The 12786-nt window shown below is 61.3% G+C and carries 10 protein-coding genes and 3 pseudogenes; 11 read left to right on the top strand and 2 right to left on the bottom strand.

Annotated elements, in window-relative coordinates; all coding sequences use genetic code 11:
• The first annotated feature begins 217 nt into the window (after positions 1–217).
• The 9 genes and pseudogenes from ACNJYB_RS33195 to ACNJYB_RS33155 all read left to right on the top strand — a co-directional run.
• Positions 218–394 (top strand): hypothetical protein, encoded by a 177-nt coding sequence (locus ACNJYB_RS33195; protein WP_439370751.1) that lies wholly within the window; start codon positions 218–220, stop codon positions 392–394.
• Between the two features lie 123 nt (positions 395–517).
• Entirely contained in the window at positions 518–1660 is a 1143-nt protein-coding gene (locus tag ACNJYB_RS33190; RefSeq protein ID WP_439370749.1) for an alpha/beta hydrolase, read from the top strand.
• Between the two features lie 319 nt (positions 1661–1979).
• On the top strand, positions 1980–2840 hold the full coding sequence (locus ACNJYB_RS33185; protein ID WP_439368084.1) for a tyrosine-type recombinase/integrase: 861 nt from the start codon (positions 1980–1982) through the stop codon (positions 2838–2840).
• A gap of 6 nt (positions 2841–2846) precedes the next feature.
• Positions 2847–4028 carry an IS91 family transposase gene (locus tag ACNJYB_RS33180; protein ID WP_439375460.1) on the top strand — a complete coding sequence of 394 codons (1182 nt, stop codon included), beginning with the start codon at positions 2847–2849 and terminating at the stop codon, positions 4026–4028.
• A gap of 403 nt (positions 4029–4431) precedes the next feature.
• Positions 4432–4701: pseudogene (locus tag ACNJYB_RS33175) on the top strand (transposase); the annotation flags it as partial.
• Positions 4702–5235: 534 nt separating this feature from the next.
• Complete coding sequence (ltrA, locus tag ACNJYB_RS33170; RefSeq protein ID WP_439368284.1) at positions 5236–6483, top strand: group II intron reverse transcriptase/maturase; 1248 nt, start codon at positions 5236–5238, stop codon at positions 6481–6483.
• A 67-nt stretch (positions 6484–6550) separates the two neighbouring features.
• Positions 6551–7198 (top strand): annotated as a pseudogene (locus ACNJYB_RS33165) (IS5/IS1182 family transposase); the annotation flags it as partial.
• Between the two features lie 23 nt (positions 7199–7221).
• The gene (locus ACNJYB_RS33160) at positions 7222–8265 is read left to right on the top strand and encodes an IS110 family transposase (protein WP_128944741.1); all 1044 of its coding nucleotides are present in this window, start codon (positions 7222–7224) and stop codon (positions 8263–8265) included.
• A 286-nt stretch (positions 8266–8551) separates the two neighbouring features.
• A pseudogene (locus ACNJYB_RS33155) lies at positions 8552–9040 on the top strand (IS5/IS1182 family transposase); the annotation flags it as partial.
• 202 nt (positions 9041–9242) lie between these two features.
• On the opposite strand, the gene ACNJYB_RS33150 reads toward ACNJYB_RS33155, so the two are convergent.
• Both ACNJYB_RS33150 and ACNJYB_RS33145 read right to left on the bottom strand, forming a co-directional pair.
• Positions 9243–10781: a peroxidase family protein gene (locus ACNJYB_RS33150; protein ID WP_439370747.1), complete on the bottom strand. Its 1539-nt coding sequence runs from the start codon at positions 10779–10781 to the stop codon at positions 9243–9245.
• Positions 10782–11120: 339 nt separating this feature from the next.
• Positions 11121–11354: a DUF3551 domain-containing protein gene (locus ACNJYB_RS33145; protein ID WP_439370745.1), complete on the bottom strand. Its 234-nt coding sequence runs from the start codon at positions 11352–11354 to the stop codon at positions 11121–11123.
• Positions 11355–11629: 275 nt separating this feature from the next.
• Between ACNJYB_RS33145 and ACNJYB_RS33140 the strand changes: the two genes are divergently transcribed.
• Both ACNJYB_RS33140 and ACNJYB_RS33135 read left to right on the top strand, forming a co-directional pair.
• Entirely contained in the window at positions 11630–11962 is a 333-nt protein-coding gene (locus ACNJYB_RS33140; RefSeq protein ID WP_439370744.1) for a hypothetical protein, read from the top strand.
• Positions 11963–12286: 324 nt separating this feature from the next.
• Positions 12287–12766, top strand: coding sequence for a hypothetical protein (locus ACNJYB_RS33135; protein ID WP_439370742.1), 480 nt, complete (start codon positions 12287–12289; stop codon positions 12764–12766).
• The last annotated feature ends 20 nt before the right edge of the window (positions 12767–12786 follow it).

Genomic DNA, 12786 nt, shown 5'->3' with positions numbered 1-12786 from the left:
AAGGCCGTTTTTACACGGCCAAGACCCGAAGCGGTCTTTCACCGGCCTGGTAACGACGTCACGCGGATATGCCATGGTAAACCGTTCTGACCGGAGTCGGCGCCGCAAAACGCATGGCGCACCCTTGAAATGGCGCTCTAGGCCTTTTGTAGAACCTGATCGGAGGTGCCGTCCGATCGGCCCGACTGGCGAACTGTTTGGAGAGGGACCATTCCGCATGGCCAACGACGGTCACATTGCTCAGCTTTTGAAGGGAGTGCGTGCCTGGGTGCAGATCGGAAGTGCCGCAGACGGGCCGCAACTTCGCCTCATTGCGGACGTCGCCGGCTGTGAAATAAGCCCGCTCGTCATCGATTTACTGGGTCTGGGTTTGGGACGGGACGTTCGCCCGTGAACTGCACGATGTTCAGGCGAGCGCGAAATAGAGGCGTCCATTCCTGAATCTGTGTTTCTCTTACGAATCCGAAGACGATTGGTTTAGTGTTGGGTCGGGTCGGGTCGATTTGGTGGGGATTCAGTGCGTGTAACAAGTCATGGCCATCCTTTTCGTCGCGGCAGTATCCACTGGGCTGTCATTGCCACCCTTGCCGTGATCCTGCCCGGCTGCGCCACCCGGCCTGGCCCGGAGGTATTGACCCCGGTTGCGATCGCGCCTGGCGTCAGGACCTTGCAGGTCTACGTGGCGACCACCCGCGAACGGCAAAGTCGGTCAGAAAACGTGTTCACGGCGGACCGTGCGAACGCACTCAACTTTGCAAAATTTGCCATATCGGTCCCACCCAACCACAAGCCCGGCGAAATCGAGATGCCGACCAATCCTTCCGATCCGCAAACCAGCTTTGCAGTCGTGGATCAGGCCGTGATGAGCGAAGCCGATTTCCAAAAAGCCGTCGCCCCGCAAAGAGCCGACCGACGCAAGAAGCAGAAAGTTTTTGTTTTCGTGCACGGGTTCAACAATAACTTTCAAGAGTCCCTGTTCCGGCTGGCCCAGTTGCAGGCCGATGCCAAAATTGACGGGATACCGATCCTATTCTCGTGGCCGTCGCAAGCCCAGGTCGCTGCCTATGCAACGGACCAGGACGCGGCGAGCTATTCGCGTGATTATTTGATGACGTTCCTGACGATGCTGACCCGTAGTCCCGAGGTCGGAGACATTCTCGTCGTCGGCCACAGCATGGGCGCCAAGTTGACCGCGGACGCGTTGCAGCAGCTTCGTGCCGAAGGAAAGAATCAAGTGATTGCGCGGTTGGGTCGTGTTGTGTTGGCGGCTCCCGACATCAACGCGCAGACATTCCGCGCCCAGGTACAAGCTATCGGCCCGCTTAAGCCGCCGTTGCTGGTGCTGGTCTCCAAGGATGATGGTGCGCTCCAACTGTCTAGTTTTATAAGCGGCAGCCGGGTTCCTCGCATAGGAGCTTTGGATGTCAACAACCCGGTTGTGCAGGAGGCGGCTCTAGAGGCCAAAGTGCAGGTTGTCGACATTTCTCAACTCGAATCCCGTGACGGCATGAAACATGACCAGTTCGTCAGCGTTGCCGTGCTCTATTCGCGAATGCAGCAAACCATGCCTAGCCGAACCTCGGCTGGTACGTTTGTCTTGAACGGAGACAGCGCCACGCTCCAACCGGTAGCCAGCGGAAGACAGGCGCTTGCTCAGTGAAGGCCTACGCAAAGTTAGCGTGCAAGTTGGGCATGGTTTGGTCCAACGGGTGTTGGACAGACACTTCAAGGCGATCATTCCGTTTCAGTAGTCGTCCGTGAAGAGTGGCTAAGCGATTGAGCTAGAATCGCATTTGTCGTTGTGGACTGTTTTGCGTTTGCAGGGGTTTGATGCTTCGGGCGTCGGAACCTTGCAATTTCATTTTCAAGATTGAACGAAGCCGCTGGCGCGGCATGTAGGGAGGCATAGCAAGGATTGCCTCCTGTCTGAGAGGATTGCGGGTTTTCGAAGCCCAACCCTTTAGACAGGAGGTTTTCCGATGGCTGAGATCAGCCCACTTCGCCGCCGCATGATCGAGGACATGACGGTCCGCAATCTGTCACCGGCGACGCAGCAATCCTACCTCAACGCCGTAGCGAAGTTGAGCCGATATTTCGGTCGTTCTCCTGACCGCCTCGACCTGGAGGATATCCGTGCTTTCCAGGTTCATCTGGTTGCGACGGGGATGTCCTGGCCGGCGCTGAACCAGATCGTCTGCGCACTGCGGTTTTTCTACGGTGTGACGCTGGGTCATGACACCGTTCCGGAGCGCATCGCCTATGCGCGTAAACCGCGCAAACTGCCGGTGGTGCTGAGCGCCGACGAGGTCGTGCGCTTCCTGGAAGCAATCCCAAGCCTCAAGAGCCGTACCGCGCTGACCACCGTCTATGCCGCAGGCTTGCGCGTATCGGAAGTGGTCCTCTTGAAGGTTGTCGACATTGATAGCCAGCGGATGTTGATCCGGGTCGAGCACGGCAAGGGCGGCAAGGACCGTTACGTTATGCTCTCGCCGCAGCTTTTGAGGATTCTGCGGACGTATTGGCGGCTCACTCGGCCCAAACGATGGCTATTTCCCGGCCGCGACGACGAGCGTCCGCTCGTCCCTAACGTGCTGCACGCCGCCTGCCGTTCAGCCTGTACGGCGGCCGGCTTGAGCAAGTCGGTGACAGTGCATACGCTGCGGCACACATTCGCGACCCATCTCCTGGAGAACGGGGCCGACGTGCGCATCATCCAGGTGCTGCTCGGCCATGCCAGTCTGCAGAGCACGGCGCGCTATACCCAAGTCGCCACAAAGACCATCAGCAATACGCCAAGTCCGCTTGACCGGCTCCGCCTGGAGGTCGTGCCGCCCGGCTGAGCGGACCTGATGACTCCAGTTCTGGAAGTGGCGGATATCTTCCGCCGCCACGGCGAAGCGTTTCGGCAAGCTCGTGCCGGACATCTGGGTCGCGTCGAGCGGCGCGTCATGGGCGCGATCACGGCATGCCGGACGGCTGTGCTTGGCGGCCACATCGAGCAATGCGACGACTGCGGTGCCACCCGGATCGCCTACAACTCCTGTCGCAATCGGCATTGCCCGAAGTGCCAAGGCTCGGCGCGCGCGCAATGGCTTGCCGAGCGACAATCCGAACTCCTTCCCGTGCCATACTTCCACGTCGTCTTCACCTTGCCGGCGCCGGCCAGAGAGATTGCTTTCCAGAACAAGGCGGTGGTCTATGCCATTCTGTTCCGCTGCGCGGCCGAGACGCTCACCACCATCGCGGCCGACCCCAAGCATCTCGGCGCTCAGCTCGGTCTGACCGCCGTCCTCCATACTTGGGGTCAAACCCTGCAACACCATCCGCATATCCACTGCGTCGTGCCTGGTGGTGGACCTTCACTCGACGGCACACACTGGGTCGCTTGCCGGCCCGGCTTCTTCCTGCCGGTGCGCGTCCTCTCCAGGCTGTTCCGCCGCCTGTTTCTGCAAGAGCTGCAAGCTGCCTTCGCGGCTGGCCAGTTGGGCTTCTTTGGCGATCTCGCCCGTCTCGCCGATCCCGCCGCATTCGCCGAGCGCCTCGCTCAACTTCGATGGACCGACTGGGTCGTCTATGCCAAGCCGCCATTCGGTGGGCCCGAACAGGTGCTGGCTTATCTCGGCCGCTATACGCATCGCGTCGCCATCGCCAACAGTAGGCTGATCTCGCTTGCCGACGGCAAGGTGAGCTTTGCCTGGAAGGACTATCGGCAGAATCGTAAAACCAAAGTGATGACGCTTAAGGCCGATGAGTTCATTCGTCGCTTTCTCCTGCACACCCTGCCGGACAGCTTCCACCGCATCCGCCACTATGGTTTCCTCGCCAATGGCGGACGCAACGATAAAATCGCTTTCTGCCGTCAACTCCTTGCTGTCCGCAACGCTCCGACTGATCAAGAAGCCGGCGCCGATCCCCTCACCAAATGCGAGATCCCCGTCTGCCCGCATTGTGGCGGCACCATGCGGCGCGTCGATATCGTCCCGCGAGCCTGCGCGCGCGACCAGCCGTTTCATTGTGATACGTCATGACCAGCGTCTGTACCATCCACCCCTTCCGTAATCACCTTCTTGGTGGCAACGTCCGAAGTCGCCGTGGCCGCGCTCGTCACCGAACACCCCGCCAATCGTTCGGTAGCGCATCCCAGCGCTGCAAATCGCTCGCTGGATCGCGCCCTTGGCCCGATCAATCGGGCCCCTCACATCCGATGAATGACTCGCGGACGCGCGGCGACCACAGGCGAGCGTTCCCCGCAGCCGCACCCGCTGCACTATTCCCATAGCGCCCACAACTCCGCAGCTTCGTTCAATCCGGCTTCTATGAGGTCGCACGCACCACAGAGCGCGCGGCTCGCGCCTGCCACGCGACCTCACAGAACCCTCAAGATTCCGTCGAATCGCCAACCATGATTCCGTCATCACATCGGAGGTGGCGATGCGACCGAAGAAGCACAGGACGACGGGATCGGGCGATCTGTTCCGGGCCAGGCTGGACCAAATCATCAATATGAAGCACGAGCTGGTTCAGCTCGCCGGCAAGGTCGATTGGGACTGGATCGACGGCGAGATCGCGCCGCTCTATAGCGAGAATGGTCGGCCCGGGATCGCGAGCCGCTTCATGATCGGGCTGTTGCTGCTCAAGCACATTTACGGGCTGTCCGATGAGGGGGTGTGCGAGCGCTGGGTCCACGACCCATATTTCCGTGTGCCTCGTAGCCGGTGCGTATCTGCCGGCACAACTGTGTTGAAGATGGGAGTTGGTCTCCCGGAGCCGGCCTGCAGGGGCAGGCTTCAAACCACTCCAGGCTGCTGCGTTTAAGAGACGTGGTGGTGAGCGCTGGGGAAAAGGCGGCAGGCTACGCCGTCAGGTGAGTGATGAGAAGATGAGCGCAAGCGAACCGCCGATGACGCATCGAAATGGGTCCAGGCGCTGTCAAAACGAGCATGGGGATAGTGATGCTCGGAAGAGTGTGGGCGATACCTGCTTACGGTCCACGCGGCAGCCGGTGTATAGGCGGCATGATCTCATCACAGGCTTCAATCCGGAACGAGGGAACCTGGCTCGGGGTGTTAAGGGAAATCCGCAAGTGGTGCACACCACGAGGGAGAACACCAAAACCCGAGACAGGGGCGGAGGAGCCTGTAGTAGCGCTGAAGTAGCTGTAATGGCTATGGAGCGAAGGGGCTGCGTTATCCTGTCCGACATCGGACGCCAACCGGCTTTGTCGGGAGGAGCGTCATGACGCCGGACAAACCGTTGCCGATCACCAAGCGTATGGTCTGGGAGGCCTACCAGCTGGTGGCAGGGAATGGAAAGGCGGCGGGCGTCGATGGCCAGAGCCTGGACGAATTCGCGCATAACCTTGGGAATAACCTCTACAAGCTCTGGAATCGCATGGCGTCGGGAAGCTATCTCCCGCCTGCGGTCAGGCGCGTGGAGATTCCCAAGGCCAATGGCGGCATCCGTCCTCTGGGCATCCCGACGGTCGCGGACCGCGTCGCACAGATGGTGGTCAAGCAGTATCTGGAACCGGGGTTGGATCGGGTGTTTGATCCTGACTCCTATGGCTATCGGCCGGGAAAATCAGCGCATCAGGCGATCGAGCAAACGCGCAAGCGATGCTGGGACTATGAGTGGGCTTTGGACCTCGACATCAAAGGCTTTTTCGACACGATCGATCATGCCCTTTTGGTTAGAGCGCTTCGGAAGCACTGCCAGGAGCCCTGGGTTTTGCTGTACGTCGAACGATGGCTGAAGGCTCCGGTAGAGATGCCTGATGGGACCATCCAGAAACGGGAAGCCGGAACACCGCAAGGTGGAGTGGTAAGCCCGCTGCTGGCGAATCTTTTTCTGCATTATAGCTTCGATGCGTGGATGCGTCGGACGTTTCCGCGCATTCCGTTCGAACGCTATGCCGATGATGCAATCTGCCATTGCCGGACACGGCAGGAGGCCGAGCATCTGAAGGCAGCGCTGGAAATGAGATTGGCCGATTGTCATCTGACGCTGCACCCGCAGAAGACCCAAGTGGTTTATTGCAGAGACAGTAATCGACGCGGGACGCATCCGCAGATCCACTTCACCTTCCTTGGCTTCACCTTCCGACCCCGTAGGGCGAAGAACCGTTGGGGAAAGCTCTTCACGCGCTTCCTTCCCGCAGTTGGCCTGCAGGCGCTCAAACGCATGCGGGAGCGGATAAGGAGCTGGCGCCTGCCACAGCACGCGCCGCTTCCGTTGGCGGATATAGCCCGAATACTCAATCCGATCCTTCAAGGATGGTGGCAGTATTATGGGCGTTTCTATCCAACGGAAATGTGGAAGCTGTTCACGTACTTTGATGAACGTCTCGGGGCTTGGCTCCGGCGGAAGTACAAGTCGCTCAAAAGGCACCGGGGACGGAGCTTGCGGCGACTGAACAGCATTGCGAAGCGCAATCCCTCTTTCTTCGTCCACTGGACGCGCCTTGGTCACGCAACGGTTGGGTGACAAGAGCCGGATGATGCGAGAGTATCACGTCCGGTTCTGTGAGGGGCTGAGGGTGAAACTCCCTCGGCCCACTCGACAGTACTTCACCGGCGAAGAGTTCTTCCAGCACGCATTCCCGCACGAGCGCTCGGACCTGAGCCACTGGCGCAAGCGGCTCGGCGACAAGCTGGAGCTGTTGCTGGCCGAGAGCTTGCGGGTGGCACACGAGGCCGGCGCGTTACGCAGCCAGGACATCAAGCGGGTCACAGTCGATACCACCGTGCAGCCGAAGGCGATCACCTTCCCGACCGATGCCAAGCTCTTGCACGCGGCGATCAAGGGGCTCAACCGTCTGGCGAGGAAGCACGGGGTCAAGCTGCGGCAGTCCTATCTGCGCATTGCCAAAACCGCGACAATGATGGCGGGACGCTACGGCCATGCCAAGCAATTCAAGCGGCATCAGCGGCAGTTGCGCATCCTGCGCAGCCGACTGGGCCGGATCATCCGCGATATCCGCCGCAAGATCGAAGGTCAGGCTGTGCTTGAGAACACGTTCGCCCTCCCGCTCAGCCGGGCCTCGCAGATCCGCTCGCAGCAGCAACGCCAGCGCGGCTTCAAGCTTTATTCCTTCCACGCCCCGGAGGTGGAGTGCATCGGCAAGGGCAAAGCAGCCGCGCCTTACGAGTTAATGGCATGGACCACGCCCGCTCTCAGCGGCAACGTGCAGCCCGGCGGGGGGCAGCAGCAGGAGCGCAAGCCATGTCGAATACGAACCTTGTCACAATCGGCATCGATCTCGGGAAGAACACATTCCACGTCGTCGGTCTCGATGCCACAGGCGCAATTACGCTACGCAAGAAGCGGTCGAGAAATCAGCTTGACCAGTCGCTGGGCAATATTCCGCGTTGTCTGATCGGAATGGAGGCGTGTGCAGGCGCACATCATCTGGGGCGCAGGCTCGAGAAATTAGGCCATCAAGTACGGCTCTTGCCGGCGCAGTACGTCAAACCATACCTCAAGGGTCACAAGAATGACTTTCGGGATGCTGAAGCGATCGCCGAGGCCGCTCAGCGGCCGACAATGCGGTTCGTTCCAGTGAAGTCAGCCGAACAACTTGATTTACAGGCACTACACAGAGTTCGCAGTCGATTGGTGACGCAGAGAACGGCGGTCATCAATCAAATCCGGGGCTTTTTGCTTGAGCGAGGGCTACCAGTGCGGCAGGGAGCGGCAGCACTCCGACTGGCACTTCCTCAGATTCTCTCAGCGCCAAACGACAACTTATCGCCTCGCGTGATCCAGCTCATTCAGGACTTGGCCGAGGACTGGCGCTATCTCGACCGACGGGTCGCGTCAATGACGAAAGAAATCGACGAACTCGCTGATCAAGATCCACACTGTCGCCGCCTAATGAGTGCGCCCGGCGTCGGGCCGATCATCTCAAGCGCGATGGTCGCCGCCATCGGAACCGGTGATGCCTTCCATAAAGGCCGAGACTTTGCAGCATGGCTTGGTCTGGTACCAAAGCAAATCTCGACCGGCGATCGAACCATTCTCGGGCGCATATCGAGGCGCGGTAATCGGTACCTGCGAACGCTGTTTATTCAAGGTGCCAGAGCCGTACTTCTGCAGCGTCAGAGTTGGCCTCGGCATGGCTTCGCAGCCTGGTTAGAGGCAGCGTCGAAGCGGCTCCACTCCAATGTCTTGGTTGTTGCCCTGGCCGCAAAACTTGCGCGCATGGCCTGGAGCATGCTCGCAAAGGGCCGTGACTACGACGCCAACCTCCTGGGCCGCACCGCATAAGAAACAGGGCCGGAAAGGAAAATCCAAGGTCGGGATCAGAAGGCACAATAACCCGCCGAGGTTTGCGAGACGGAAAGGACGAATGGAGAAACGGTTCCACCGACACTTCTGAAGCCTGGTTCGACTCCATGGCCCTTCTTGAGGCCGGCGAGTTATTGAGGACAGAAGTGAGCGGATATCCATGATGGCTCGGGGCAACAGCCCCAAATTGAAGCCGGATAGATTGGCGCAAACCGCTTCATCCCTTTGTCGATTCCTCTTGCAACGCGGGCGTGGTCCATAGATCGGCGTCAAAGCCTCCATCGTCACCAACAACCGCCGTTCTCCCGGGGGCCTGTTCGTGCTGCACGCCAGGGCGCTACCCGATAACCCGTACGACGGTCACACCTTGCGGGACGTCATCGACCGCACCGAGACACTCACCGGCTGCGCGATCGAGCGGGCCTATGTCGACAAGGGATACCGCGGCCACGACGCACAAAATCCCCGACGGATCTTCATCTCCGGCCAGAAGCGCGGCGTCTTCGGTGTCATCAAGCGCGAGCTGCGCCGCCGCTCCGCCATCGAACCCATCATCGGACACCTGAAGGCCGATGGTCACCTCGGCCGCTGCTACCTCAAAGGCCGCGCCGGCGATGCGGCTAACGTCATCCTCTCAGCCGTGGGCCACAACTTCCGCCGCATCCTCGCCTGGCTCAGAGAACTCTTGTGCCTCATCCTGCTCCAGCTATGGCGCACGTTCGGCCGTCCCGCCCCGCTCAATTCGCCTTCTTAACGGACGACTCAGTAGCGGCGCTAGTTCGTGGCCCGTTTGGTCCCTTTGAACCGCAGGGCGATGTCGCCTGTTGGCCCCAAGGCCGACATGATGCATCTCATTTTCAATGTCGCCTTTCAAGAGAAGACGGGACGCGACTAGTGAGTACACAGAAGCCGCCCGCGTGACGCGAGCGGCCTCCTCATCATCTTCCGTGGCGCGCTCAGTGCAGCGGATCGCCCTGGCCGAGCGCGTAGGCGACGAGGTCCTTCAGCGCGAAGGCAGAGCCAGTCACCGGCGTCCATTGCGGGTCGAGCGATAGCACCGAGGAATTGTCGCCGAACAGCATGCCGAGGAAGACCTCGGCCACGATGCGGCCGCCGACGGGGCCGAGCTGCGGCGTGTTGATTCCGCCTGCCGGTGCGCCGGTGGCAGGGATGGCCACGGCGGTCTGGAATTGCCGCGCCTCGGCCAGGATGTAGGTCCACAGCGGGCAATTGCCGGCGAACACGCCGTTCGCGATCGTCGCGATCGGCACCTGCGGATCGCCAGGGCCCGGCTCGTCGACGGCCTTGCCGATGATGATCTGATCGTCGGTCAGCGGCGTCAGGTTCATCGCCCTGGCGACGGCCTGGCCGGAGGGCAGGCCGAGCCGCCAGCCGCGCTCGAGATTGCGCAGCGCCAGCGACGCCGGATTGGACGCCACCTCCGGCGGCAGCTTGCGCAGCGGATCGACCAGCGATGTGTCGATGCGATAGGCGAACTGCAGTCGCCGTTTGTTGTCGGGATTGGTGTCGTCGTCCTCGACGCCGTAGGGCCGCGTGTCGAGATCGATGAAGCGGCCCCAGTCGATGGCGCGCCCCGGGCCCATGGCACGGAAGCCGGTCAGCGCGTTCCTGTCTGGATTGTTCGGATCGGGGAAGATCTGCAGCAGCATGTTGTCCGCGTCGTTCAGCCGGTAGCCGGGGCGGATCATGGAGTGCCCGAGCCGGTAGGCCGCGACCGAGAACTCGACCGGCATGAACGGATAGGTCTTCCAGTGATAGTGGGCGAGCTTGCTGCGGTCGTAGCGCCCTGCGGTCTTCAACTCCTCCAGCACGCTGGCGTGGACGATGCGCGGCAGGAAATCGTTCAGCACGACGTATTGATAGTGGAAGCGGACGCGCTGCTGCACGTCCTCGAACGACAGGCTGTCATTGTCGTCGACCATGCGGTTGTGGAAGCGCAGCATCAGGGCCTGGAACTGCGAGACGATGCTGTTCTCGTCGTTGCGGGGATCGCCGATCAGCGCGCGGCCCTTGAAGCGTGGCAGGTCGTTGGTGTCGGCGACGCCCGTGCCGCTCAGCTTCTCGCCGAGGCGGAACTTGTTGCCGTCATACATGTAGGGCTGGTCGTTCGGCCCGCGGCCATAGACGTTGTCCAGATCGAACGACGGCGTGCGGAAGTCGACGAGCCCGTCGGGATCCTGCTGCTTGGTCAGCGAGCTGACCGGATCGAAGGTGATGTCGTGATCGACGAACTGGCCGAAATAAGTGTAGAGCGCGGGGATGCCGCTCTCCTCGGCGTCCGGCCCATCCTTGGGCGCGTCGAACGTGCCGACCATCTTGTCGGCGAGTGCCGACAGGTTGGCGACATTGTCGGCGTCGTTCGCGCCGAATTTTGCCGGACTGAGCTTGCGAAACATGCGGCCGAAGCGGCCTTGCGAAAGCGGCGAACGGGTTGCGTTCAATCCGCGCGGAACAATTGCGTGCCGGCTGCTCATTGAAAATACCTCCCTGACAAAGTCACGACGGAGCGAATAAAGCTAAAGTTGTTCGCAATAGAATATGCAGGCAAAGCTAGATCAGGGATTTTGGCGCGCCACAAGCCGCAGCTTCACATCGTGCGCTATGTCGACGCTGTTTCGAAGCGGAGGGGGGCGAGCAAGCCGCGGCTGCGCTTTGCAAATTCGTCCCGGAGCGATGACGAGATAACATTCTCGTCATCGGTGCGCGCGAGCCGGGGGAGGCGATGTCTACTCGCCGCGCTGTCGGCGCGGCCGATCGTCTTCGCGTGAAAATTGTGGCGGCGCGCGCGTGGTCGCGCGCACGCCGCAATCATGTCAGTAGTAACGCTGCTGCCAGAACGCGTAGCGCGGATTGACGCCGCAATAGGCCGACGTACCGGAGGCGGAGGCCTGGCATTGCTGATAGGTCGCGAACTGGCAGTTGCCGGGATAGCCCCAGATGCGGCCCTGCAGGCAATATCGGTCGTTTGCAGGCTGCGCCTGGGCAGCCGGGGAAGCTACGGCGATCAGCGCTGCGAACGATGCGAGGGCGAGGATGGTGCGACGCATTTCAGTCTCCTTCGAGAACGGGGGGAGGAGGAACACCGGCTCAATCTGCGTGTTCCGTGACTTGTCCGACACATTGCCGTGCACGTTTTGGTGTCCGCAGCGGGCGCCGCGTTCAACATGCGCCTATGATGGGCCAAGCCTCGGTGAGCAATGTGATCTCGGCCACAGTTCATCTGGCCTCTCGTCGGCAAACTTGTGTGAGCGGGCTTGCACGCGCCACTCCCGAAAGCCTACGCTTTTCCTCATTCGGGTCAGCTCAGGTTTTGGAGGTTCTGATGCAAAGGTCATATTTGCTGGCTGCGGCAGCAGCGCTGGCGCTTCTTGCGCAATCATCGCTCGCGCTGGCGCAGAGCGCACCCGCCGCCGACGGGACCGCTGCGCCTGCGGCGACAGCCACCGCACCAGCCACGGCGACAGCGCCGGCCGCCACTACCGACACCAGCCAATCATCCGACTCCAAGAAGAGCGCATCGAAGAAGCCAGCGAAGAAGAAGATGACCCGGCAGCAGGAGATCGATCATTCGATCGACAGCGGCACCGTGCCCGCGCGCTACCGCAGCTCGGTCCCGAAGCAGTACCAGCGATATATTCCGTTCGAGAAGCAGTAACGGATTGCGGAGGCGACGTGATCAGAATTCGCGCCGCTGCCGCGGCCCATCCTTCGAGACGCCCGCTTCCAGCGGGCCCTCAGGATGAGGGCGGTCGACGCGGCGGCAATTTCAACGGTACCGATGCTGCTTAGCCTCATCATGAGGAGACCGCAAAGCGGTCGTCCCGAAGGACGAAGCGCGCGAAGACCGCCGCCGAGAAGCGAAATGCCCCCGCTGCCCTGGGAAAGACGGCTCGGCGGAGGCCGGCCGCAGATCCATTGTGGCGCTCTGCCGGAGCGGTGCTAAGGTAGGCCGAGGCCGAAGGGAGTGCCAGGGGGCGTAATGAGCGACGACGTGAAGGATGCTGGCCTCATGGCCATGATCAGCAGCATCCTCGGAGGCAACAAGCGCGCAGAGATCGTTGCTCCGCCACCGCTCACCGAGGTTCCACCGACGGCCCCGACGAATGGATTCGAGCCCGTTCCGGCATCCACCCCCGAATCGCCCAAGCCCGATGCCGCGTCCGATGCCGCACCGGCTGCAGCCAAGACGGCCGAACCGGCCGTGAAGGTCGCCACGACGCCGGACGGCAGGCAGTTGCTGCCCGCGGAAGCGATTGCCGATCTCGTGCTCGGTGAACTTCGCAAGATGGAGGATTTTCCCGCGACCGGCGCCTCGGTCACGGTCTACGGTTACCGGCACTGGAACGCGATGATCACGTTCGCGCCGTTCTCCACCAGCTTCCAGAACGCGACGCGGTTCCGCCGGGCGATGCCGGATCTCGTCGTCAAGCTCCGCCGTTTCGTCGCACTTGAGATATAGTCGTGGTCCTCGATGTTGCC

The organism is Bradyrhizobium sp. SMVTL-02, from assembly GCF_051853005.1.
Lineage (GTDB): Bacteria > Pseudomonadota > Alphaproteobacteria > Rhizobiales > Xanthobacteraceae > Bradyrhizobium.
The sequence above is the reverse complement of the archived record's forward strand: the minus strand, read 5'-3'. Positions and strand labels throughout refer to the sequence as shown.